Genomic DNA, 22,744 nt, shown 5'->3' on the forward strand with positions numbered 1-22,744 from the left:
CGGAAGTCTGCCACAGGCGGGCGTCCGGCCGGACGCCGGTCTCACGATACGGGCAGCCGGTCCCGCCGCTGCTCGGGCACGGCCTTGCCGACCCGGCCGAGGTCGATGTCGCGGGTCTCCCGCATGGTGACGTAGACGATCAGGGAGACGGCCGCGCAGCCGGCGACGTACCAGTAGTAGCCGGATTCGATGCCGGAGTCCTTGAACCAGAGAGCCACGTACTCGGCGGTGCCGCCGAAGAGGGCGTTGGCGATGGCGTACGGCAGCGCGACGCCGAGGGCGCGGATGCCGGTCGGGAAGAGCTCTGCCTTCACGCAGGCGTTGATCGAGGTGTAGCCGGTGACGACGAGCAGGGCGAGGAGCGCGAGGCCGAGGGCCGGCCAGAAGGAGCCCGCGTGCCGGAGCATCGTCATGATCGGCACGGTGAGGAGCGTCGAGCCGACCGCGAAGGTGATGAGCAGCGGGCGGCGGCCGATCCGGTCGGAGAGCCGGCCGGCGAGCGGCTGGAGGCAGGCGAAGACGATCAGCGCGCAGAAGGAGACCAGGGTGGCGGTCTGCTTGGGCAGCCCGGCGGAGTTGGAGAGGTACTTGGTGAGGTAGGTGGTGTACGTGTAGTAGGCCACCGTGCCGCCCATGGTGAGCGCGATGACGAGGAAGGCCTCGCGCTTGTGCGCCCACAGGGCCTTGAGGGTGCCCTTCTCGCCCTGCCCCACGCCGTCGTCGGCGGTCTCCTCGTACACCTCGGTCTCCAGCATGTTCCGCCGCAGGTAGAAGACGACGGCGGCGCCGAGGGCGCCCACGATGAAGGGGATGCGCCAGCCCCAGCTGTGCAGGGCCTCGGTGGACATGGTCCGCTGGAGGACGATCTGGAGGCCGAGGCCGAGGATCTGTCCGGCGGTCATGGAGACGTACTGGAAGCTGGAGGCGAAGCCCCGGTGCTGCGGGGCCGACGCCTCGGTGAGGTAGGTGGCGCTGGCCGCGTACTCGCCGCCGACGGAGAGCCCCTGGAGGAGGCGGGCGACGAGGAGGACGGCGGCGCCGCCGTAGCCGGCGACCGCGTAGGTGGGGGCGACGGCGATGAGCAGCGCCGAGGCGGACATGAGGGTGACGGTGAGGGTGAGCGCCGCCTTGCGGCCCTTGCGGTCGCCGACCCGGCCGAGGAGCCAGCCGCCGACCGGGCGCATGAAGAAGCCGACGGCGAAGATGCCGGCGGTGTTCATGAGTTTGGCGGTGTCGTTCCCCTCGGGGAAGAAGGCGCCCGCGAAGTAGGTCGCGAAGCTCGCGTACACGAACCAGTCGAACCACTCGACCATGTTCCCGGCGGAGCCGACCCAGATCTTCTTCCAGTGATCTCTTCCCATGGCCCGGAACCGTGCCGGACCCCGCCCGCGGCGGGCAAGGGTGCAGGGGGCAACGATCGGGAGTACTTGCGTGCGTTACGTTCGCGGGATCAGGGTTTCGTCGATGAACTCCCTTACCTGGGCCAGGACTTCGCTCCGCCCGGTGCCGGGCAGCCCGACCGCCACGTGCACGCTGTAGCCGTCGAGGAGGGCCCTCATCCGGCTCGCGAAGCGGTCCGGGTCCACGGCCCGGAACTCGCCGCGCGAGACGCCCTCGGCGAGGATCGCGACGAGGTCCCGGTGCCAGGCGCGCTCGATGGCGGCCTGACGGGCCCTGGCCTCGTCGTCGGCGTTCTGCGAGCGGTTCCAGACCTCCAGCCAGAGGGTCCAGTGGGGGTCGCGCGGCCCGTCCGGCACGTACACCGCGACGTATCCGTCGAGCCGCTCGCGGGCGCTGCCGGGCCGGGAGAGCAGCGCGCCCCGCTCGGCCCCGAGCCGGCTCTCGCTCCACTCCAGGGTCTGCAGCAGCAGCTCGTCCTTGGTGCGGAAGTAGTAGAGGAGGTGGCCGCTGCTCATCCCCACCTGCCGGCCGAGCCCGGCCATGGTCAGCCCGTCGAGCCCCCGCGCGGCCACGGTGTCCATGGCCGCGGCGAAGACCTCCTCCCGGGGCGGTGCCGCCTGGTTGCGGCGGCGGGGGGCGGGGGCCTGATCACTCTGCTGACTCACTCGTACGTTCTACACCGAGGGCTGCTGCTGGGTGATGCAGTGGATGCCGCCGCCGGCCGCGAAGATCGTCCGGGCGTCGACGAGGACGACCTCGCGGTCCGGGAAGAGCCGGCGGAAGATCTCGGCGGCGAGCTCGTCGTGGGGGTCGTCGAAGGCGCACAGGATCACGGCGCCGTTGCAGAGGTAGTGGTTGATGTAGGAGTAGTCGACCCAGTCGCCCTCCTCGTCGGTGAGGACGGTGGGGGCGGGGACCTCGATGACCTCCAGGGGGCGGCCCTGGGCGTCGGTCCGGGCGCGCAGGAGGTCCACGTACAGCCGGGAGCGGACGTAGTCGGGGTGGCGGGGGTCCTGCTGGCTGTGGACGAGGACGGTGCCGGGGCGGGCGAAGGCCGCGACGATGTCGATGTGGCCCTGGGTGCCGTAGAGGCCGTAGTCGCCGGCGAGGCCGTGCGGGAGCCAGATCGCCTTGGTGGTGCCGAGCCTGGCGTGGATCTCCCGCTCGACCTGCTCGCGGGTCCACTCGGGGTTGCGGCCCGGGCCGAGCTGGACGGTGTCGGTGAGCAGGACGGTGCCCTCGCCGTCGACGTGGATGCCGCCGCCCTCGTTGACCAGCTCGCTGCTCAGGACGGGGACGCCCGCCGCGTCCGCGACATGGCGGGCGATCTTGGAGTCGTGCTCCCAGCGGGCCCAGTCCTGGGCGCCCCAGCCGTTGAACACCCAGTCCACGGCGGCCAGGGAGGTGCCGTCGGTGACGAAGGTGGGGCCGATGTCGCGCATCCAGGCGTCGTCGAGCTCCCGCTCGACCAGCTCGACGTCCTCGCCGAGGAGGGCGCGGGCGCCCTCGGCGTCGCCGGGCGCGACGACCATGGTCACCGGCTCGAAGCGGCGGACGGCGCGGGCGACGGAGGCCCACGCCCCGCGGGCCTCGGCGAGCTCCTCGTCGCTCGTGAAGGTGGGGTTGGGGCTCGGCCAGGCCATCCAGGTCCGCTCGTGCGGGGTCCACTCGGCGGGCATGCGGTACGAGGTCATGGGCGGTCCTAGAGGAAGGAGAGGCGGTTCGGGGGCGGTGCCGGTCCCACGCCGTGCGGGTCGGTCGCACGTCATCCGCCTCCCGTTTGAGCGACACTCTAAATGCTGGACGGATCGCTTCCAAGTATTGACGTATCCGTCAGGTGCGGGTCACATTGAGCGCCACTCAAAAACATCCCCTTCCGCTCCCCCGGAGGTCCCATGGCGACGATCGAACAACGCGGAGTCGACACCATCCCCGAGGCCGAACGCACCAGCGGCCCCCGCGACCTCGTCGCGATCCTGCTCGGCTCCAACCTCTGCCTGGGCGTGATCGTCTTCGGCTGGCTGCCGGTCTCCTTCGGCCTCGGCCTGTGGGGCTCGGTGACCTCCGTGATCGCCGGCACCCTCGCCGGCGTCGCCGTCACCGCCCCGCTGGCGCTGGTCTCGCTGCGCACCGCCACCAACCTCTCCACCTCCTCGGGCGCCTTCTTCGGCGTCCGCGGCCGGCTCGTCGGCTCGGTGGTGGGGCTGCTGCTCTCGCTCGGCTACACCGCCCTGACCCTGTGGATCGGCGGCGACGTCATCGTGGGCGCGCTCGCCCGGCTCACCGGGGCGTCCACCGGGGACGGCGCGCACGCCGTCGTCTACGCGCTGCTCGCGGCCTGCACGGCGGTGGCCGCCGTGTACGGCTACCGGCTGCTGCTCCGCCTCAGCAAGGCGCTCGCCGTGGGCATGACCGTCCTGCTGGCCCTCGGGCTCGTCGCGTACGCCGGCGACTTCACCGCCGCGCCCGCGCCGGACACCCCGTACCTGCTCGGCACCTTCTGGCCGACCTGGCTGCTCTCGGCCGTCGCCGCGGGGCTCAGCGGCCCGGTCGCCTTCATCACCCTGCTCGGCGACTACACCCGCTACGTCTCCCCCGCCCGGCACAGCGTCCGCGCGGTCCGCCGGGCCACCTGGCTGGGCCTCCTCGTCGGCCTGCTGGTGCCCCAGCTCTTCGGTACGTACACGGCGCTCGCCGCCCGCGCGGGCCTCGACTACGCGGGGCCGCTGGTCGCCGTCTCCCCCGGCTGGTACCTGGTCCCGCTGCTGCTGGCCGCCACCGCCGGCTCGGTCGGCAACGCCGGTCTGATGCTCTACTCGATGGGCCTGGACCTGGACGCGATCCTGCCCCGGGCCACCCGGGCGCGGGCCACCGTCGTGGTGGCGGCGGTCGCCACCGGTTTCGTCTTCCTCGGCCACTTCGCCTCGGACGCCCAGTCGGCGATGACCTCGTTCGTCCTGCTCCTGACCGCGATCGGCACCCCGTGGGCGGTCATCACCCTCATCGGGCACGCGCGCTGCCGCGGGGAGTACGACCCCGAGGCGCTCCAGGTCTACAACCGGCGCTCGCGCGGCGGGATCTACTGGTACGCGGCCGGCTGGCACCCGCGCGCCACCGCCTCCTGGGCGCTCGGCGCGGCGGTCGGCCTGGCGGCCGTCTCCACCCCGCTGTACGAGGGTCCGCTGCTGGCCCTGACCGGCGGGATCGACTGCAGCTTCGTGCTCTCGGGCGTGGTGGGCGGCGCGCTGTACGCCGCCCTGACGCCGCGCGGGGCTTCCGGGACCGTGACGGCCCCGGAAGCCCTGGCGGTGTCGGAGTGACCGACGGGGCGGCTACTTGCCGAGCTCGTGCATCCAGCCGTGGGCGTCCTCGGCCTTGCCGGTCTGGATGGCGAGCAGCGCCTCGCGCAGCTTCATCGTGACCTCGCCGGGCCGGCCGCCCGACTGCTGCCACTCGCCCCGGGCGGACTTGACCGTGCCGACCGGGGTGATGACGGCGGCGGTGCCGCAGGCGAAGACCTCGGTGAGGGTGCCGTTCTCGGTGTCGGCCTGCCACTGGTCGATGGAGACGCGGGCCTCCTCGACCTCGTGGCCGAGGTCGGCGGCGAGCTTGAGGAGGGAGTCACGGGTGATGCCCTCCAGGATCGAGCCGCTCAGGGACGGGGTGACGATCTTGTTCCCGTACACGAAGTACAGGTTCATGCCGCCGAGTTCCTCGACCCACTTGTGCTCGACCGCGTCGAGGTAGCAGACCTGGTCGCAGCCCTTGGCCGCCGCCTCGGCCTGCGCGAGCAGGGAGGCCGCGTAGTTGCCGCCGGTCTTGGCGTCGCCCATGCCGCCGGGGACGGCGCGGACGCGGTCCTCGGAGGCCCAGATGGAGACCGGCTTGACGCCGCCGGGGAAGTACGGGCCCGCCGGGGAGGCGATGACGACGAAGAGGTACTCGTTCGCCGGGCGGACGCCCAGGCCGACCTCGGTGGCGATCATGAACGGGCGCAGGTAGAGGGAGGCCTCGCCACCGTGCTCCGGGACCCAGGCCTCGTCCTGGCGGACCAGGGCGTCGCAGGCCTCGATGAAGGTCTCGACCGGCAGTTCGGGCATGCCGAGCCGGTGCGCGGAGCGCTGGAAGCGGCGGGCGTTGGCGTCCGGGCGGAAGGAGGCGACCGAGCCGTCGGGGCGGCGGTACGCCTTCAGGCCCTCGAAGATCTCCTGGGCGTAGTGGAGCACGTTGGTCGCGGGGTCGAGGGAGAGCGGGCCGTACGGCACGAGCTGGCCGTCGTGCCAGCCGCGGCCCTCGGTCCAGCGGACGGTGACCATGTGGTCGGTGAAGTGGCGGCCGAATCCCGGGTTGGCCAGGATCTCCGCGCGCTCCGCGTCGGACAGCGTGCTGGAGGAGGGCTTGAGCTCGATCGTCGTCATGGGTGCTTGTCCTTCACCGGTTGTGTGTGTCGGACCGCGCCCCGCCCGCCCGGCATGACTGCTAGGACGTCCGAGCTTTCCCGCATGTGGCGGCCCACGTCCGATTATCGCGCGTGGGAACCCTGGTACGAAAGGCGGGTGAGGCGGTCCGGGGTCGATGGCGGCACCCCGCGACCGTACGAGAACAGCCGCCGGGTGCGTGGGAGACCCGGCGGCTGCTGAGTGATGTCAGTGACGCGCGGGTCAGCTCGCTACTCGCGCGGCGAGCGCGTCGCCGATCTCGTCCGTCGTGCGGACGGCGGCGCCCCGCTCGGTCAGGTCGGCCTCGACGGCCGCCTCGACGCGGGCGGCCTCGGCCTCGTAGCCGAGGTGGCGCAGGAGGAGGGCGACGGAGAGGACGGTGGCCGTGGGGTCGGCCTTGCCCTGGCCCGCGATGTCCGGCGCGGAGCCGTGGACCGGCTCGAACATGGACGGGAAGTCGCGGCTCGGGTTGATGTTGCCCGAGGCGGCGACGCCGATGCCGCCGGAGACGGCCGCGGCGAGGTCGGTGATGATGTCGCCGAAGAGGTTGTCGGTGACGATGACGTCGAAGCGGGCCGGGTCGGTAACGAGGAAGATCGTCGCCGCGTCGACGTGCAGGTAGTCGGTGGTGACCTCGGGGAACTCCTGGGCGACCCGGTTGAAGATGTCGGTCCAGAGGTGGCCGGCGAAGGTCAGCACGTTGTTCTTGTGGACCAGCGTCAGCTTCTTGCGCGGACGGGCCTGGGCGCGGGCGAAGGCGTCCCGGACCACGCGCTCGACGCCGAAGGCGGTGTTGACCGAGACCTCGGTGGCGACCTCGTGCTCGGTGCCCTTGCGGATGGTGCCGCCGTTGCCGGTGTACGGGCCCTCGGTGCCCTCGCGGACGACGACGAAGTCGATCGCGGGCTGGCCGGCGAGCGGGGTCGCGACGCCGGGGAGCAGCCGGGAGGGGCGCAGGTTGACGTGGTGGTCGAAGGCGAAGCGCAGCTTCAGGAGGAAGCCGCGCTCCAGGACGCCGGACGGGACCGAGGGGTCGCCGATCGCGCCGAGCAGGATGGCGTCGTGCTTCTTGAGGGAGTCGAGGTCGGCGTCGGTGAGGGTCTCACCGGTGGCGTGGTAGCGCCGGGCGCCGAAGTCGTACTCCTCCGTCTCCAGCTTCACGTCCTGGGGAAGCACGGCCGTGAGGACCTTGAGGCCCTGGGCCACGACCTCCTGGCCGATGCCGTCGCCGGGAATGACTGCGAGATTGATGCTGTGAGACATGGCGGCACCCTACTCTTCGTCCCATCGTCTGACACGGTACGTCCACCATGTGGACGAACCGCCAGGCGTCGGGTGGGCCGGACGGGTCCGGCCCGACGGATCAGTGGCCGGTGGAGCCGCCGTTGTCACGGCGGTCGAGGGCGCGCTGGAGGGCGGCGGCGGCGTTCTGCCGGGCCTCGTCGCTGGGACGGGCGACGGAGTGACGGACGCGGGGGGCGGTCTGAACGGCCATGGGGGATCGACTCCTTGAGATCAGTGGTGATCCGGGCGTGCGGAGATCAGTGGTGATCGAAGGCGCCGGAAGGGGCGGGGAGCGCCGCCGCAGGGGTTGCCTGCACAGGGCGTCGCGCTCTCGACCGCCATTCGCTGATGAAGCGAGACGTTCGGCTTCTACAAAGCTAGGCCAGGGACCCGCATCTGTCTCCACAATTACTCGGACTTCCTACTATCTGAGACGCCCGGTTTCGCACCGTCGGCACCGCCTGCCCACAGCGTCGCCGCCACCGGGTCCTCGCCGCACCTATCTAGCTTGCATTCCTACCTAGGTGGTGATGCAATGCGCTCATGGCCGCAGACCGCAGATCCAGCTGGCTCAAAGGAGTCCTCGACCTGCTCGTCCTCTCCCGCCTGACCGACGGGGAGAGCTACGGGTACGAGATCGCCAAGGCGCTCGCCGAGGCGGGCCTCGGCGAGATCAAGGGCGGGACGCTCTATCCCGTCCTGAACCGCCTGGAGGAGGCCGGCCTGGTGGAGGCCGAGTTCCGGGCCGCCGAGCGCGGCCCGGGCCGCCGCTACTACCGGCTGACCCCCCTGGGGCGCGAGCGCCTCGCCGGGGAGAGCCGGGCGTGGCGGGAGTTCCACCGCGCCGTCGACACCGCGCTGCACGACACCGCGCCGTAGCGACGACGCGCCGCACGACACCGCACCGACACAGGGGGAAGCACCACATGAACGACGACGACTACTTCGCCGAGGTGGCCGGGGTCCTGGCCGCCGGCGGCGTCCCCGCCGCGCAGGTCGAGGCCACCGTGGAGGACCTGCGGGCCCACCTCGCCGAGACCGGCGCCTCCCCCGAGGAGGAGTTCGGCCCGGCCGCCCGGTTCGCGGCCCGGCTCGGCGGGCGGGCCCCCGAGCCGGACGGCCCCGACGGGACGGCCGAGCAGTGGACGTGGACCGCCGACGTCTTCAACGACCGGCGGATGCTGGCGGTGCACGGCGCCCAGGGCTGGGAGGTCGAGTCCCTCGACCCCCTCGGCCGCTTCGTCTGCCGCCGCACCCCCGGCACGGCGCTCCGCTGGGAGTACCGCCGCGAGGTGATCGCCGGCCGCCGGCGCGCCCGGGTCGAGGACGAGCTGACGCCGGAGGGCTGGGAGCTGTGCGGGGAGTGGCTGGTGTACGGCTACTTCAAGCGGCCGGCGGCGGCGACGGCCGGCCCGGCGGGCGCCCTGGCGGCCCCGCCGGCCGCCCCGCGCCAGTGGCTGTTCCTGAGCCGCCGGGGCAAGGCGGCGCTCGCGGTGTGGGTGCTCCTGACGGGCGGCGCGACGACGGCGTTCCTCGTCGGCGGGCTCGGCGCCCCCGGGTTCGCGCTCGCCGTCGCCCTGACCTCGTCGCTCCTCGGCGTGTGGACGGCCACCCTGGAGACGGCCGCCGGCCGCGAGCGACGGGCCGGGGCGGAGTAGGACGGCGGCGCGGCGGGCTCAGACCACGTCGCCGTCGCGCCAGTCGAAGACCAGCGGGGAGCCGGGGTCGGGCAGCGCGAGCCCGCCGGCCGGGCGGAGGAAGACCCCGCCCTCCTCCTCGGGGAGCGGGACGGTGCCGTCCGGCCCGAGCACCGCGATCCGGCCGCCCCACACCTGCCAGCCGCGCGCCCGGTAGAGCGCCGCGCCCTCGTCGGAGGCGGAGAGCGCGCCGAAGCGGTGGGTGCCGTCGACGACCCGCTCCAGGGCGTCCATGACCGCCCCGCCGAGCCCCCGGCGCCGCGCGTCGGCCCGGACGGCGACGCCCTCCACGTACCCGATCCGGTACGAGCCGCCGCGGTGCAGCACCCGGCGCTGGACGACGGCGCCGTGGGCGACGAGCCCGGCCGCGTCCTCGGCCCAGGCGTGGATCCCGCCCAGCGTGTGGTCCCAGTCCTCCGCGGAGAAGTCCCCGTCGAAGGCGGCGTCGAGCAGCGCGCGGACGGCCGCCAGCCGCTCCGCGCCGAGTTCGTGGGTGGGTGCGGTCCGCACGGTCGTCATCCCCTCACCCTTCCACACCCGCCCCGGGCCCCGGGCGGACATGAGTACCGCCCCCGTCCCCGGCCTGGGGGGACCGGGGAGGGGGGCGGTGATCAGGGGCCGCTCACGCGGCGGGTGGGGCTCAGCCCATGTGCGGGTAGCCGTACTCGGTCGGCGGGACCAGCGTCTCCTTGATGGCGCGGGTCAGCGTCCAGCGCATCAGGTTCTGCGGGGCGCCGGCCTTGTCGTTGGTGCCGGAGGCGCGGCCGCCGCCGAAGGGCTGCTGGCCGACGACGGCGCCGGTCGACTTGTCGTTGATGTAGAAGTTGCCCGCGGCGAAGCGGAGCTTCTCCATCGTGTGCGCGGCGGCGGCGCGGTCGTTGGAGATGACGGCGCCGGTCAGCGCGTAGTCGGAGACCGACTCCATCTGCTCCAGCATGGCGTCGTACCGGTCGTCCTCGTAGACGTGGACGGCGAGGATCGGGCCGAAGTACTCGGCCTTGAAGACCTCGTTCTCCGGGTCGGTGCACTCGATGACGGTCGGGCGGACGAAGTAGCCCTCCGAGTCGTCGTAGGTGCCGCCGGCGACGATCGTGCAGCTCGGGTCGGAGGACGCACGGTCGATCGCCGCCTTGTTCTTCGCGAACGAGCGGTCGTCGATGACGGCACCGATGAAGTTCGACAGGTCGGTGACGTCACCCATCGTGATGCCGTCGACCTCGGCCGCGAACTCCTCCTTGAAGCCGTCGTTCCAGATGGAGGCCGGGATGTAGGCCCGCGAGGACGCGGAGCACTTCTGGCCCTGGAACTCGAAGGAGCCGCGGGTCAGCGCGGTCTTCAGGACGGCACGGTCGGCGCTGGGGTGGGCGACGACGAAGTCCTTGCCGCCGGTCTCGCCGACGATCCGCGGGTAGGAGCGGTACTTCTCGATGTTGGTGCCGACCGTCTTCCACAGGTGCTGGAAGGTCTTGGTCGAGCCGGTGAAGTGGATGCCGGCCAGGTCGCGGTGGTGCAGCGCCACCTCGGAGACGGCGATGCCGTCGCCGGTGACCAGGTTGATGACGCCCTTGGGCAGGCCGGCCTCCTCCAGGAGCTCCATGAGGAGCACGGCGGAGTGGGTCTGCGTCGGGGACGGCTTCCAGACCACCACGTTGCCCATGAGGGCGGGGGCGGTGGGCAGGTTGCCCGCGATGGCCGTGAAGTTGAACGGCGTGATCGCGTAGACGAAGCCCTCCAGCGGGCGGTGGTCCAGACGGTTCCACACGCCCGGGGAGTTGGCCGGCGGCTGCTCGGCCAGGATCTGGCGGGCGTACGCCACGTTGAAGCGCCAGAAGTCGACGAGCTCGCACGGGGTGTCGATCTCGGCCTGCTGGGCGGTCTTCGACTGGCCGAGCATGGTCGAGGCGGCCAGCGTCTCGCGCCAGGGGCCGGCGAGCAGCTCGGCGGCGCGCAGGATGATCGCGGCGCGGTCGTCGAAGGACATGGCGCGCCAGGCCGGGGCGGCGGCCAGGGCGGCGTCGATGGCGTCCTGGGCGTCCTGCTCGGTGGCGCCGCGGAAGGTGCCGATGACGGACTTGTGGTTGTGCGGCTGCACGACCTCGAACTCGTCGCCGCCGCCCATGCGCTTCACGCCGCCGATGGTCATCGGCAGCTCGCGCGGGTTGTCGGCCAGCTCCTTGAGCTTGGCCTCCAGACGGGCGCGCTCCGGGGAACCGGGGGCGTAACCGTGCACCGGCTCGTTGACGGGAGCGGGGACCTGGGTCACTGCGTCCATGAGGGTCTTGACTCCTTCAAAGAGGGGGGAGGTGGGCTCAGCCCTTGGTCAGGATGGAGCGGACGAAGAAGAGCAGGTTGGCCGGCTTCTCCGCGAGGCGGCGCATGAAGTAGCCGTACCAGTCGGTGCCGTAGGCCGTGTAGACGCGCATGCGGTGACCCTCGGCGGCGAGGCGGTTCTGCTCCTCGGAGCGGATGCCGTACAGCATCTGGAACTCGTACTCGTCCAGCTTGCGCCCGGCGCGGCGGGCCAGCTCCTGGCCGATGGCGATCAGGCGCGGGTCGTGCGAGCCGATCATCGGGTAGCCCTCGCCGTCCATCAGGATCTTCATGATCCGGACGTACGCCTTGTCGATCTCGGCCTTGTCCTGGATCGCGACCTCGGCGGGCTCCTTGTAGGCGCCCTTCACGATGCGCACGCGGGAGCCGTCGGCGGCGAGGCGGCGGGCGTCCTCCTCGGTGCGGAAGAGGTACGCCTGGATGACGCAGCCGGTCTGCGGGAAGTCCTTCCGCAGCTCCTGGTGGATGGCGAACATCGAGTCGAGGGTGGTGTGGTCCTCGGCGTCCAGGGTGACCGTGGTGCCGATCTCGGCGGCGGCGACGACGACCGGGCGCACGTTGGAGAGGGCCAGCTCGTGCCCGTCCTCCAGCGACTGGCCGAACATCGAGAGCTTCACGGACATCTCGGCGCGCTCGCCGAGGCCCAGCTCCTTGAGGCGGCCGATCAGCTCCAGGTAGGCGTCACGGGCGGCGTAGGACTGCTCGACGGTGGTGATGTCCTCGCCGACGACGTCGAGCGTGACCTCCAGGCCGCGGGCGGTCAGGTCCCGGACGATCGGGACGACGTCGTCCACGATCTCGCCGGCGATGAAGCGCGCGACGACCTGCTTGGTCCCGGGCGCGGCCGACACGAGACGGCGCATCTTGTCGCTGCGCGACGCGGCGAGGATCACGGGACCCAGCACGGGGCACCTCCAGAGGGGCAAGGAAGAACGGGGCCATTACCGGTCGCAGGGGTACGAACCGGGAACAGCACGGGTAACCACCGTGAAACCTAAGGATCGCTCCGATCCTGCGCCATCTACAGCTGTCACGCATCCGTGAACACGCCCTCAGACAACTGTCTGAAGGAAGCGGCGGGCGGTGCGAGAATGGGCCCGTGAAGGGCGATTACCAGGAGCTGGTGGACGAGATCTCGGCGCTGCTCGGCACCCCGGCGACCCTGGAGAACCGCGATTTCGGGCTGATCGCCTTCGGTGCCCACGACAGCGACGACGACAGCGCCATGGACCCGGTCCGCACCCGCTCGATCCTGACCCGCAAGTCCACCCCGGCGGTCCGCGCCTGGTTCGAGGGCTTCGGCATCACCCGGGCCACCGGACCCGTCCGCATCCCCGCCGCGCCGGACGCGGGCGTCTACCGGGACCGGATCTGCCTCCCGGTGCGCCATCGGGGTGTCGTCCTCGGCTACGTCTGGCTCCTGGACGCCGAACCCGGCCCCTCGCACGAGCGGCTCACCGCCGCGATGGAGGTCGCCGCGCGCATCGGCGAGCTCCTCGCCGACGAGGAGCGGGCGGGCGCCGACCTCTCCCGCGAGCTGCGGGCCGTCCTCACGGCGGAGCGCGGCTGGCAGTACGACATGGCCGTCGCCGCCCTCCGCACGGCCCTGGGCCCGGACGCGGACGGCCTCCACGCCCTGCTCTGCGTCGCCCCCTGGACCGGCGAGGACTCCCCCTCCCCCCGTGCGGTCCCCGGCGCCGCCGCCGTCTGCGCCCTCCCCTGGCAGGGCCCGGGCGGCCGCCACACCGGTGCCCCGGACCGGGGCGCGGGCACGACCGGGGGCGACGCGGCCCCCGGACCCGACGCGGCCCGCGGCGGCCCGGCCCGGGGGGCCCGCGCAGGGTCCGCCGGTACCGGCTCCGCCCGCGGCACGACGACCCGGCAAGGCCCCTCCGCCGCGTCGTCCGACCGGGGGTACGCCCCCGGGCCCGGACCGCAGCGGGCCCTCGCGGTGCTGGTGCGGCTGCGCTCCGGCGACAACCTCTCCCCCGCGACCACCGCCGCCGGGCGGCTGCGGGACACGGCCGGGCCGGCCGCCGTGGCCGGGATCGCCGCGCCCCGGCGGGGACTCGGGGAGCTGGACCTCTGCTGGCGCGAGGCCTCGGCCGCCGCCCGTACCGCGCACTCCCAGCCCCGCCTCGGCCCGCTCGCCCACTGGTCGGAGCTCGGCGCGTACCGGCTGCTCACCGCCCTCCCGCGGACCGAGCCCGACCCGGCGGTACGGGCGCTGCTCGCCCCCGCGCACACGGAACTGGCCCGCACGGCCGAGGTGTTCCTCGACCACGCGGGCCAGGCGGGCCGCACGGCGGCGGCCCTGGGCATCCACCGGCAGACGCTCTACTACCGCCTCTCCCGGGTCGAACAGCTCACCGGCCTCGACCTGGACTCCGGCGAGGACCGCCTCCTCCTCCACATGGCCCTGAAGGCGGCCCGGCTCTGAGGGACCGGCCGGTTCGGCCGGTCGGCCCGGAGTCCCGCAGCTCCCACCACCGGGCGTCCCACCGCCGGCACCCGGCGGAATCCCGCAGGGCACAGCACCGCACCCGGCCGCCGGACGGCCCCTGAGGGGCGGTCGTCCGGGGACCGGGTGCGGGAGAAGGGCCGTGCGGGCCGGGGGTCAGATCAGGTTGACCGAGCGGGCCGAGGTGGCGCCGATCTCCGTGGAGATCTCGGCGATCACGGCCGCGGGGACGGTGTCGTCGACGGTGAGGACGACGAGCGCCTCGCCGCCCTCCTCCGTACGGGAGACCTGCATGCCCGCGATGTTCAGACCGGCCTCGCCGAGGATCCGGCCGACGGTGCCGACGACGCCGGGACGGTCCTCGTAGCGCAGCACGACCATGTGGTCGGCGAGCGCCAGGTCCACGTCGTAGTCGCCGACGGCGACGATCTTCTGGAGGTGCTTGGGGCCGGCCAGGGTGCCGGAGACCGACACCTCCTCGCCGCTGGAGAGGGTGCCGCGCACGGTGACCATGTTGCGGTGGTCGGGCGACTCGGAGCTGGTGGTGAGGCGGACCTCGACACCGCGCTCCTGCGCGAAGAGCGGGGCGTTCACATAGGACACGGTCTCGTCGACCACGTCCTCGAACACGCCCTTGAGCGCGGAGAGTTCGAGCACCTTGACGTCGTGCTGGGTGATCTCGCCGTACACCTCGACGTCGAGGCGGGCCGCGACCTCGCCCGCGAGGGCGGTGAAGATCCGGCCGAGCTTCTCGGCGAGCGGCAGACCCGGCTTGACGTCCTCGGCGATGACGCCGCCCTGGACGTTGACCGCGTCCGGCACCAGCTCGCCGGCGAGCGCGAGGCGCACCGACCTGGCGACGGCGATGCCGGCCTTCTCCTGGGCCTCGTCGGTGGAGGCGCCGAGGTGCGGGGTGCAGACGACCTGGTCGAGCTCGAAGAGCGGGGAGTCCGTGCAGGGCTCCTTGGCGTACACGTCGAGGCCGGCGCCGGCGACGCGGCCCTCCTTGAGGGCCGAGTACAGCGCGGCCTCGTCGACGATCCCGCCGCGGGCGGCGTTGACGATGCGGACGCTCGGCTTGACCTTGTGCAGCGCCTCGTCACCGATGAGACCGAGGGTCTCGGGGGTCTTCGGCAGGTGGACGGTGATGAAGTCGGCGACCTCCAGGAGCTCGTCCAGGGTCAGCAGCTTCACCCCCATCTGGGCGGCGCGGGCCGGCTGCACGTAGGGGTCGTACGCGACGATCTTCATGCCGAAGGCGGACATGCGCTGGGCGACCAGGACGCCGATGCGGCCGAGGCCGACGACGCCGAGGGTCTTCTCGCTGAGCTCGACGCCCGTGTACTTGTTCCGCTTCCACTCGCCGTTCTTCAGCGCGGTGTTGGCCTGCGGGATGTTGCGCGCGGTGGCGACGAGGAGGCCGCAGGCGAGCTCGGCGGCGGTGACGATGTTGGAGGTCGGGGCGTTCACGACCATCACGCCGGCCTTGGTGGCGGCGGAGACGTCCACGTTGTCCAGGCCGACGCCGGCGCGGGCGACGACCCGCAGCTTCTTGGCGGCGGCGATGGCCTCCGCGTCGACCTTGGTCGCCGAGCGGATGAGGATGGCGTCGACGTCGGCGATCGCGGGGATCAGCTCGGCGCGGTCGGCGCCGTTGCAGTGCCGGATCTCGAAGTCCGGTCCCAGGGCGTCGACGGTGGCGGGCGACAGCTCTTCAGCGATGAGTACGACAGGTTTCGAGCTCACGTGAGTCCTCACAGAGGCAGTGCGGACGGCCGTCCCGACGGCCGCAGGCGGTGGAGGGGGCTTGCCGCGTGGAAGCGCACGACGCTGTGGGCCAGACGCGATGTTGTTGAGCAGTGTAGTGCCGCATCGGCGCACGTCGTACGCCTCGTTGGAAGGATCACCCGTCCGTGGTTGGACGAGGTGTCCAAGGATGCGGCGCGGGGCCGGACGATGTGTCCGGCCCCGCGCCGAGAGGCTTACGCCTCCTCGTCGTTCACCCAGCTCATGAGCTTGCGCAGCTCCTTGCCGGTGGTCTCCAGGAGGTGCTTCTCGTCCTGGGTCTTGTACTCGTTGTACTTCTTCAGGCCGCCGTGGTACTCGTCCATCCAGTTCTTGGCGAAGGTGCCGTCCTGGATCTCGGTGAGGACCTTCTTCATCTCGGCCTTGGTGTCGGCGGTGATGACGCGCGGGCCGGTGATGTAGTCGCCCCACTCGGCGGTCTCGGAGACGGACCAGCGCATCTTCTCCAGGCCGCCCTCGTACATGAGGTCGACGATCAGCTTCAGCTCGTGGAGGCACTCGAAGTAGGCGATCTCCGGCTGGTAGCCGGCCTCGACCAGGGTCTCGAAGCCCGCCTTGACGAGCGCGGAGGCACCACCGCAGAGGACGGCCTGCTCGCCGAAGAGGTCGGTCTCGGTCTCCTCGGTGAAGGTCGTCTTGATGACGCCGGCGCGGGTGCCGCCGATCGCCTTCGCGTACGACAGGGCCAGGGCGAACGCGTTGCCGGTGGCGTCCTTCTCGACGGCGGCGATCGCGGGGACGCCGCGGCCCTCCTCGTACTGGCGGCGGACCAGGTGGCCCGGGCCCTTCGGGGCGACCAGGGCGACGTCGACGCCGGCCGGGGGCGTGATGAAGCCGAAGCGGACGTTGAAGCCGTGGGCGAAGAACAGCGCGTCGCCGTCCTTCAGGTTCGGCGCGATGGACTCCTCGTAGACCTTGGCCTGGATCGGGTCCGGGATCAGGATCATGATGAGGTCCGCCTCGGCCGCCGCCTCGGCGGGCGTGACCACGCGCAGGCCCTGCTCCTCGGCCTTGGCCTTGGACTTCGAGCCCTCGTGCAGACCGACGCGGACGTCCACACCCGAGTCGCGGAGCGACAGCGCGTGGGCGTGGCCCTGGCTGCCGTAGCCGATCACCGCGACCTTGCGGCCCTGGATGATCGAGAGGTCGGCGTCGGCGTCGTAGAACAGCTCGGCCACTGGGATTCTCCTTGGTGTGCTGGTGTTGCGTCCCACCGTACGGCGGGTGGTGGACAGGAAGTCTTCTGGTCTCGTCAGGCGGAACGGTCGAGCGCCCGCAGGGACCGGTCCGTGATGGACCGGGCGCCGCGCCCTATGGCGATGGTGCCCGACTGGACGAGCTCCTTGATGCCGAACTGCTCCAGCATCTTGAGCATGGCGTCCAGCTTGTCGCCCGAACCGGTGGCCTCGATGGTGACGGCCTCGGGCGAGACGTCGACGGTCTTGGCGCGGAAGAGCTTGACGATCTCGACGATCTGGGAGCGGGTCTCGTTGTCGGCGCGGACCTTCACCAGGACGAGCTGGCGCTGGATCGCGGCGCTGGGCTCGAGTTCGACGATCTTCAGGACGTTGACCAGCTTGTTGAGCTGCTTGGTCACCTGCTCCAGGGGCAGGTCCTCGACGTTGACCACGATGGTGATGCGGCTGATGTCGGGGTGCTCGGTGACGCCGACGGCGAGGGAGTCGATGTTGAAGCCGCGACGGGAGAACAGGGCGGCGATCCGGGCGAGGATGCCGGGCGTGTTCTCGACCAGGACGGAGAGCGTGTGCTTGGACATGGTGTGTGGGTCTCTTCCCTGTGGCTCGTCGCTGCTCAGTCGTCTTCGCCGTCGCCGAAGTCGGGGCGGACGCCCCGGGCGGCCATGACCTCGTCGTTGGAGGTGCCGGCGGCGACCATCGGCCAGACCTGGGCGTCCTCGTGGACGATGAAGTCGATGACGACCGGCCGGTCGTTGATGGCGTTGGCCTCGGCGATGACCTTGTCGAGGTCCTCCGGGGACTCGCAGCGCAGGGCGACGCAGCCCATGGCCTCGGAGAGCTTCACGAAGTCCGGGACGCGGGTGCCCTTGGCCTCCGGGTTGACGTCGTCCGGGCCGGAGTGCAGGACCGTGTTGGAGTAACGCTGGTTGTAGAAGAGGGTCTGCCACTGGCGGACCATCCCGAGGGCGCCGTTGTTGATGATGGCGACCTTGATCGGGATGTTGTTCAGGGCGCAGGTGGTGAGCTCCTGATTGGTCATCTGGAAACAGCCGTCGCCGTCGATCGCCCAGACCGCCCGGTCGGGAACGCCGGCCTTGGCGCCCATGGCGGCCGGGACGGCGTAGCCCATGGTCCCCAGGCCGCCGGAGTTCAGCCAGGTGGCCGGCTTCTCGTAGTCGATGAAGTGGGCGGCCCACATCTGGTGCTGGCCGACGCCCGCGGTGAAGATCGTGCCCTCGGGGGCGAGCTGTCCGATGCGCTGGATGACCTGCTGCGGGGAGAGGCTGCCGTCCTCCGGCAGGTCGTAGCCGAGCGGGTAGGTCTCGCGCCAGCGGTTCAGGTCGGACCACCAGGCGGTGTAGTCGCCCTGGTTGCCCTCGCTGTGCTCGGCCTGGACGGCCTGGACCAGGTCGGCGATGACCTCGCGGGCGTCACCGACGATCGGGACGTCGGCGGCGCGGTTCTTGCCGATCTCGGCCGGGTCGATGTCCGCGTGGACGATCTTGGCGTACGGGGCGAAGCTGTCGAGCTTGCCGGTGACGCGGTCGTCGAAGCGGGCGCCGAGGGCGACGATCAGGTCGGCCTTCTGGAGCGCGGTGACCGCGGTGACGGCGCCGTGCATGCCGGGCATGCCGACGTGCTGCGGGTGGCTGTCGGGGAAGGCGCCGAGGGCCATCAGGGTGGTGGTGACGGGGGCGCCGGTGAGCTCGGCCAGGATCTTCAGCTCGGCCGTGGCGCCCGACTTGATGACACCGCCGCCGACGTAGAGGACCGGGCGCTTGGCGGCGGTGATCAGCTTGGCGGCCTCGCGGATCTGCTTGGCGTGCGGCTTGGTCACCGGGCGGTAGCCGGGCAGGTCGGTCTGCGGCGGCCAGGAGAAGGTGGTCTTCGCCTGGAGGGCGTCCTTGGCGATGTCGACCAGGACCGGGCCGGGACGGCCGGTGGAGGCGATGTGGAAGGCCTCGGCGATGGTCTTCGCGATGTCCTCGGCCTTGGTGACCAGGAAGTTGTGCTTGGTGACCGGCATGGTGATGCCCACGATGTCCGCCTCCTGGAAGGCGTCGGTGCCGATCGCCTTGGAGGAGACCTGCCCGGTGATCGCGACCAGCGGGACCGAGTCCATGTGCGCGTCGGCGATCGGGGTGACCAGGTTCGTCGCGCCGGGACCGGAGGTCGCCATGCAGACGCCGACCTTGCCGGTGGCCTGGGCGTAGCCGGTGGCCGCGTGGCCGGCGCCCTGCTCGTGGCGGACCAGGATGTGGCGGACCCTCTTGCTGTCCATCATCGGGTCGTACGCCGGGAGGATGCAGCCGCCCGGAATGCCGAAGACGGTGTCCGCGCCCACCTCTTCGAGAGAGCGGATGAGGGACTGCGCGCCCGTGACGTGCTCGACGGTGGGGGCGGGCGTCGCGCCGCTGCGGGGCCGCGGCTGCGGATGGTGCCCGGTGGCCTGCTCGGTCATCAGCATCTCTTCTCGAAGCAGAGGGTTTTTTGCGGGGGTTTTACGGGGTTTGGCGTCGACTTCGGGGAGAACCGATGCAACAAAAAACCCCTCGTGCCGGAAGGCAAGCGAGGGGAGCGCGTCGGGTGGTTCTCAGCCGGCCTTCATGGGCCCGGCTTCAGCCGACGCGCTTTCCAAGTACGAGAATTCGGGTGCGCATGGCATTGACCCTCCCTCTCGGGCCACATCACTGTCAAGTGGGTGGGACGCGCGTCTCATCATGTGAGCTGTTCGGGGGAGGGATTCCGCCGCTCCTCGGACCCCTTGCCGGCCGGTACGGAGACGGCTCCGGGCAGCGGATAGTCGCCCCGGACGAGGGCGCGCCGCAGTCGGTACTCGTCGAGCGGGCCCGAGAAGGCCATGCCCTGCGCGTGCCGGCAGCCCATGGACCGCAGGGCGAGCACCTGCTCGGGGACGTCGACGCCCTCGGCGACGGTCCCCAGGCCCAGCTCGCCGGCGATGCGGAGCACACCGCTGGTGATCTTGCGGAGCCGGGCGGACTCGACCACTCCTTCGACGAGGGTCCTGTCCAGTTTCAGTATGTCGACCGGCAGGCGTCTGAGGGCGTGAACGGCGACGTGTCCGCTGCCGAATCCGTCGAGGGCGATGCGGACGCCGAGCCGGCGCAGGGCGACCAGGCGCTGCTCCAGCTCGTCGAGGGGGGTCCGCTCGTCGGTGTCGGCCAGCTCGACGACGAGGGAGCCGGACGGCAGCCCGTGCCGGGCGAGCAGGGCCTCGACGGAGCCGAGGGGCAGGGAGCGGTCGAGCAGCCGGCGGGCGGAGACCCGGACGGAGACCGGGGTGCGGTGGCCGGCGCCGGCCCGCTCGGCGGCCTGCTCGACGGCCTCCTCCAGGAGCCAGCGGCCGAGCTCGGCGGTGCGCTCGCCGTCGTCGGTGACCCGCAGGTACTCGGCGGGGGTGAAGAGGATGCCCTGGGCGGAGCGCCAGCGGGCCTGCGCGCTGACGGCGGAGACCCGGCCGGTGGCGAGCTCCACGACGGGCTGGTGGAGGAGGGCGAACTCGCCGTCGTGGAGCGCGCTGCGCAGCCGGGCGGCGAGCTCGGTGCGCCGGACGACCTCGGCCTGCATCTGGGGGACGTACAGCTCGACCCGGTCCTTGCCGCCGGCCTTGGCGCGGTACATGGCGAGGTCGGCGTTGCGCAGCAGGTCGCCGGCGCCGATGCCGGGCTCGGCGAAGGCGACGCCGATGGAGGCGGCGACCCGGACCTCGGTGCCGCCGTCGACGCGGTAGGGGCGGGAGAGGGTGAGCCGGAGCCGGTCGGCGATCTCCTGGACCTGGGTCTCGCGGGCGGCGCGGTCGCGCAGCCCGTCGCCGAGGATGAGGGCGGCGAACTCGTCTCCGCCGAGCCGGGCGGCGGTGTCCCCGGCGCGTACGGCCTCCTGGAGGCGGCGGGCGGCCTGGATCAGGAGGTCGTCCCCGGCCTGGTGGCCGAGCCGGTCGTTGACCCCCTTGAAGCCGTCGAGGTCGATGAAGAGCACGGCGGTGCCGGGGTCGGAGGAGCGGCGGCCGCCGAGGGCCTGTCCGACGCGGCGGGTGAAGAGCGCGCGGTTGGGCAGGTCGGTGAGCGGGTCGTGCTCGGCGTTGTGCTGCAACTGGGCCTGGAGCCGGACCCGTTCGGTGACGTCGCGGCTGTTGAAGATCAGTCCGCCCTGATGGCGGTTGACGGTGGACTCGACGTTGAGCCACTCGCCCCCGCCCTCGCCCTCTCCGGGGCGGGAGGGGCCCGCGTGGCCGGAGCGGAAGCGGCACTCGATGCGGGTGGTGGGCTCCTCGGCGGGCGAGGCGGCGAGGAAGCGGCGGACCTCGTGGACGACGGCGCCGAGGTCGTCGGGGTGGATGAGCGCGGCCAGTTCGGAGCCGACGAGCTCCTCGGCGTCCCGGCCGTACACGCCGGTGGCGGCGGGGCTGACGTACCGCAGGACGCCGTTGGGCGCGGCGATCATGATGACGTCGCTGGAGCTCTGCACGAGCGACCTGAAGTGGTTCTCCTTCTGGGCCAGTTCGTGGGTGAGGGCGATGTTGTCGATCAGCATGATGCCCTGGCGGACGACGAGGGCGAGGACGACGGCGCAGCCGGTGAGGACGACGACGCGGTCGACCCGGCGCCCCTCGACGACGTTGTACAGGATGCCGAGGGTGCAGACGGCGGCGGCGAGGTACGGGGTGAGGGCGGCGAGCGAGCCGGCGATGGGCCGGCTGGCGGGCCCCGGGGCGCGGACCGCCGTCGCCTCCGGCGGGCGGTGGACGCCCCAGGGGGCGTAGGCGAGCAGCAGGGAGCCGGCGAACCAGCCGGCGTCGAGCAGCTGGCCCGAGACGTAGTTGGCGCGCAGCAGCGGCGAGGTGAAGAGGGCGTCGCAGAGCACGGTGAGGGCAAGCGCGGCGATGGCGGTGTTGACCGCCGAGCGGTTGGCCGGGGAGCGCCGGAAGTGCAGGGCGAGGACCATGCTGACGAGCACGATGTCGAGCAGCGGGTACGCGAGGGACAGCGCGGCCTGGGCCACGGACTCGCCCTGGAAGTGGGCGGTGTGGGCGAGGGCGAGGCTCCAGGTGAGGGTCAGCAGCGATCCGGCGATGAGCCAGGCGTCGAGCCCCAGGCAGACCCAGCCGGCCCGGGTGACGGGCTTCTTGGCGAGGACGAGGAGGCCGACGATGGCGGGCGGGGCGAAGAGTAAGAAGAACAGGTCGGCGACGGAGGACTCGGGGACGTCCTGGCCGAGCACGACCTCGTACCAGCCCCAGACGCCGTTCCCGGCGCCGGCCATGAAGGACGAGAAGGCGAAGAGGAGCCAGGCGGGGCGGGTGCCGCCGGGCTCGGTCCTGGCGTAGAGGAAGCAGGAGACGGCGGCGGTGAAGGCGGCGGCGCTCAGCCCGAAGTCGCCCATGAACAGGGCGAGTCGGGGCGAGCCCCAGCCGAGGGCGGCACCGGTGGTGTAGCCGGCGCAGACGAGACCGAGGGCGATCTGCGCGAGGAGCGAGCCGGCCCAGGCGGCCCGGCACTCGGGGCCGGGGCCGGGGGCGGGGCGGTCGGGTCCGGCCGGCTCCGCGGGGGCGGGCCCGTGGCGCATCAGCGCGGTGGCGCCGGTGCCGTTCACCGCGCTCCCCCACCCCGCGCCGTGCCCGGGGCCGCCGCCCTCGCCGCCGCGCTGGACGGGCACGTCGCGCCCCGCCGCCGCGGGGGCCGGGCCGGGTGTGCCGGAGCCGGGTGTGCCGGAGCCGGGGGCGTGCGCCTCCGGGACGGCCGGTTCGGTCCCGGGCCCCGGGATCCGCGGCAGGCCCGGGGCGTCGGCGCGCGACGCGCCGTCCAGGCGCTCCGCGCGGTGTGGCGCGGCCTGGTCCGGCACCGAGCGCGCGAGGTCGGCAGGGAGGAGCGGGAGATGCCCCGGCGGCGGCGTCGCCGCGCCGGACCGTCGGTCCGTCGGCCGTGCTTCACCCGTCACCCCCCTCGGAATCTGATGGCCCGTCACTTCGCTCCCCAGCGTCAGCCCGTACAGACGCATGTCCCCCGATCCGGGACGATACACCAGGACCGTCACTCAGGGACAGGGCTGCAGTACTCTCCGTGACGGCGAGGGGGCTTGCGGGCGGCGCGCCACGGGGGCGCACTC

At 72.3% G+C, this 22,744-nt stretch carries 18 protein-coding genes; 4 read left to right on the top strand and 14 right to left on the bottom strand.

The features are described from left to right. Nucleotides 1-41 precede the first annotated feature (41 nt). From AB0E19_RS14495 to AB0E19_RS14505, 3 genes are all read right to left on the bottom strand, one after another. Nucleotides 42-1,361, bottom strand: coding sequence for an MFS transporter (locus AB0E19_RS14495; protein WP_362178501.1), 1,320 nt, complete (start codon nucleotides 1,359-1,361; stop codon nucleotides 42-44). A 75-nt stretch (nucleotides 1,362-1,436) separates the two neighbouring features. Next, on the bottom strand, nucleotides 1,437-1,982 hold the full coding sequence (locus AB0E19_RS14500; RefSeq protein WP_362178746.1) for a TetR/AcrR family transcriptional regulator: 546 nt from the start codon (nucleotides 1,980-1,982) through the stop codon (nucleotides 1,437-1,439). Between the two features lie 93 nt (nucleotides 1,983-2,075). Then, complete coding sequence (locus AB0E19_RS14505; RefSeq protein ID WP_362178504.1) at nucleotides 2,076-3,095, bottom strand: agmatine deiminase family protein; 1,020 nt, start codon at nucleotides 3,093-3,095, stop codon at nucleotides 2,076-2,078. 201 nt (nucleotides 3,096-3,296) lie between these two features. On the opposite strand from AB0E19_RS14505, the gene AB0E19_RS14510 reads away from it, so the two are divergent. Next, on the top strand, nucleotides 3,297-4,721 hold the full coding sequence (locus AB0E19_RS14510) for a cytosine permease (protein WP_362178508.1): 1,425 nt from the start codon (nucleotides 3,297-3,299) through the stop codon (nucleotides 4,719-4,721). 12 nt (nucleotides 4,722-4,733) lie between these two features. Here AB0E19_RS14510 and AB0E19_RS14515 read toward each other — a convergent pair whose 3' ends face one another. The 3 genes from AB0E19_RS14515 to AB0E19_RS14525 all read right to left on the bottom strand — a co-directional run bounded on the left by AB0E19_RS14515 (nucleotide 4,734) and on the right by AB0E19_RS14525 (nucleotide 7,335). After that, the gene (locus tag AB0E19_RS14515; protein ID WP_362178511.1) at nucleotides 4,734-5,819 is read right to left on the bottom strand and encodes a branched-chain amino acid aminotransferase; all 1,086 of its coding nucleotides are present in this window, start codon (nucleotides 5,817-5,819) and stop codon (nucleotides 4,734-4,736) included. Between the two features lie 243 nt (nucleotides 5,820-6,062). Further along, nucleotides 6,063-7,103 carry a 3-isopropylmalate dehydrogenase gene (locus AB0E19_RS14520; RefSeq protein WP_360601849.1) on the bottom strand — a complete coding sequence of 347 codons (1,041 nt, stop codon included), beginning with the start codon at nucleotides 7,101-7,103 and terminating at the stop codon, nucleotides 6,063-6,065. A gap of 100 nt (nucleotides 7,104-7,203) precedes the next feature. Continuing rightward, a complete protein-coding gene (locus tag AB0E19_RS14525; protein WP_360601851.1) occupies nucleotides 7,204-7,335 on the bottom strand; it encodes a hypothetical protein in 132 nt (43 codons plus the stop codon). 332 nt (nucleotides 7,336-7,667) lie between these two features. Between AB0E19_RS14525 and AB0E19_RS14530 the strand changes: the two genes are divergently transcribed. Both AB0E19_RS14530 and AB0E19_RS14535 read left to right on the top strand, forming a co-directional pair. After that, nucleotides 7,668-8,003, top strand: coding sequence for a helix-turn-helix transcriptional regulator (locus AB0E19_RS14530; RefSeq protein WP_362178516.1), 336 nt, complete (start codon nucleotides 7,668-7,670; stop codon nucleotides 8,001-8,003). Nucleotides 8,004-8,050: 47 nt separating this feature from the next. Next, the gene (locus tag AB0E19_RS14535; protein ID WP_362178519.1) at nucleotides 8,051-8,782 is read left to right on the top strand and encodes a hypothetical protein; all 732 of its coding nucleotides are present in this window, start codon (nucleotides 8,051-8,053) and stop codon (nucleotides 8,780-8,782) included. Between the two features lie 18 nt (nucleotides 8,783-8,800). Here AB0E19_RS14535 and AB0E19_RS14540 read toward each other — a convergent pair whose 3' ends face one another. The 3 genes from AB0E19_RS14540 to AB0E19_RS14550 form a co-directional block, all read right to left on the bottom strand. Next, nucleotides 8,801-9,340 carry a GNAT family N-acetyltransferase gene (locus AB0E19_RS14540; protein WP_362178522.1) on the bottom strand — a complete coding sequence of 180 codons (540 nt, stop codon included), beginning with the start codon at nucleotides 9,338-9,340 and terminating at the stop codon, nucleotides 8,801-8,803. 121 nt (nucleotides 9,341-9,461) lie between these two features. Continuing rightward, a complete protein-coding gene (gene pruA / locus AB0E19_RS14545; RefSeq protein ID WP_362178525.1) occupies nucleotides 9,462-11,093 on the bottom strand; it encodes an L-glutamate gamma-semialdehyde dehydrogenase in 1,632 nt (543 codons plus the stop codon). A 37-nt stretch (nucleotides 11,094-11,130) separates the two neighbouring features. Then, nucleotides 11,131-12,057, bottom strand: coding sequence for a proline dehydrogenase family protein (locus AB0E19_RS14550; RefSeq protein ID WP_362178528.1), 927 nt, complete (start codon nucleotides 12,055-12,057; stop codon nucleotides 11,131-11,133). Between the two features lie 194 nt (nucleotides 12,058-12,251). On the opposite strand from AB0E19_RS14550, the gene AB0E19_RS14555 reads away from it, so the two are divergent. Beyond that, nucleotides 12,252-13,592, top strand: coding sequence for a helix-turn-helix domain-containing protein (locus tag AB0E19_RS14555; protein WP_362178531.1), 1,341 nt, complete (start codon nucleotides 12,252-12,254; stop codon nucleotides 13,590-13,592). Between the two features lie 177 nt (nucleotides 13,593-13,769). On the opposite strand, the gene serA is transcribed toward AB0E19_RS14555, so the two are convergent. From serA to AB0E19_RS14580, 5 genes are all read right to left on the bottom strand, one after another. Further along, nucleotides 13,770-15,359, bottom strand: coding sequence for a phosphoglycerate dehydrogenase (serA, locus tag AB0E19_RS14560; protein ID WP_360601867.1), 1,590 nt, complete (start codon nucleotides 15,357-15,359; stop codon nucleotides 13,770-13,772). 236 nt (nucleotides 15,360-15,595) lie between these two features. Next, entirely contained in the window at nucleotides 15,596-16,597 is a 1,002-nt protein-coding gene (gene ilvC, locus AB0E19_RS14565; protein ID WP_362178535.1) for a ketol-acid reductoisomerase, read from the bottom strand. A gap of 74 nt (nucleotides 16,598-16,671) precedes the next feature. Then, the gene (gene ilvN / locus AB0E19_RS14570) at nucleotides 16,672-17,196 is read right to left on the bottom strand and encodes an acetolactate synthase small subunit (protein WP_362178538.1); all 525 of its coding nucleotides are present in this window, start codon (nucleotides 17,194-17,196) and stop codon (nucleotides 16,672-16,674) included. 35 nt (nucleotides 17,197-17,231) lie between these two features. Next, on the bottom strand, nucleotides 17,232-19,079 hold the full coding sequence (locus tag AB0E19_RS14575; RefSeq protein WP_362178541.1) for an acetolactate synthase large subunit: 1,848 nt from the start codon (nucleotides 19,077-19,079) through the stop codon (nucleotides 17,232-17,234). A 257-nt stretch (nucleotides 19,080-19,336) separates the two neighbouring features. Then, nucleotides 19,337-22,576 (bottom strand): EAL domain-containing protein, encoded by a 3,240-nt coding sequence (locus tag AB0E19_RS14580; RefSeq protein WP_362178545.1) that lies wholly within the window; start codon nucleotides 22,574-22,576, stop codon nucleotides 19,337-19,339. Between the last annotated feature and the right edge of the window lie 168 nt (nucleotides 22,577-22,744).

The sequence above is a fragment of the Streptomyces sp. NPDC047974 genome, from assembly GCF_040653375.1.
GTDB lineage: Bacteria > Actinomycetota > Actinomycetes > Streptomycetales > Streptomycetaceae > Streptomyces.

Coding starts and splice junctions, on each gene's coding strand:
- AB0E19_RS14525 (WP_360601851.1), bottom strand. CDS start 7,335: ATGGCCGTTCAGACCGCCCCCCGCGTCCGTCACTCCGTCGCCCGTCCC.
- AB0E19_RS14505 (WP_362178504.1), bottom strand. CDS start 3,095: ATGACCTCGTACCGCATGCCCGCCGAGTGGACCCCGCACGAGCGGACC.
- AB0E19_RS14575 (WP_362178541.1), bottom strand. CDS start 19,079: ATGACCGAGCAGGCCACCGGGCACCATCCGCAGCCGCGGCCCCGCAGC.
- AB0E19_RS14530 (WP_362178516.1), top strand. CDS start 7,668: ATGGCCGCAGACCGCAGATCCAGCTGGCTCAAAGGAGTCCTCGACCTG.
- ilvN (WP_362178538.1), bottom strand. CDS start 17,196: ATGTCCAAGCACACGCTCTCCGTCCTGGTCGAGAACACGCCCGGCATC.
- AB0E19_RS14500 (WP_362178746.1), bottom strand. CDS start 1,982: ATGGACACCGTGGCCGCGCGGGGGCTCGACGGGCTGACCATGGCCGGG.
- AB0E19_RS14535 (WP_362178519.1), top strand. CDS start 8,051: ATGAACGACGACGACTACTTCGCCGAGGTGGCCGGGGTCCTGGCCGCC.
- AB0E19_RS14495 (WP_362178501.1), bottom strand. CDS start 1,361: ATGGGAAGAGATCACTGGAAGAAGATCTGGGTCGGCTCCGCCGGGAAC.
- AB0E19_RS14520 (WP_360601849.1), bottom strand. CDS start 7,103: ATGTCTCACAGCATCAATCTCGCAGTCATTCCCGGCGACGGCATCGGC.
- AB0E19_RS14510 (WP_362178508.1), top strand. CDS start 3,297: ATGGCGACGATCGAACAACGCGGAGTCGACACCATCCCCGAGGCCGAA.
- AB0E19_RS14515 (WP_362178511.1), bottom strand. CDS start 5,819: ATGACGACGATCGAGCTCAAGCCCTCCTCCAGCACGCTGTCCGACGCG.
- pruA (WP_362178525.1), bottom strand. CDS start 11,093: ATGGACGCAGTGACCCAGGTCCCCGCTCCCGTCAACGAGCCGGTGCAC.
- AB0E19_RS14540 (WP_362178522.1), bottom strand. CDS start 9,340: ATGACGACCGTGCGGACCGCACCCACCCACGAACTCGGCGCGGAGCGG.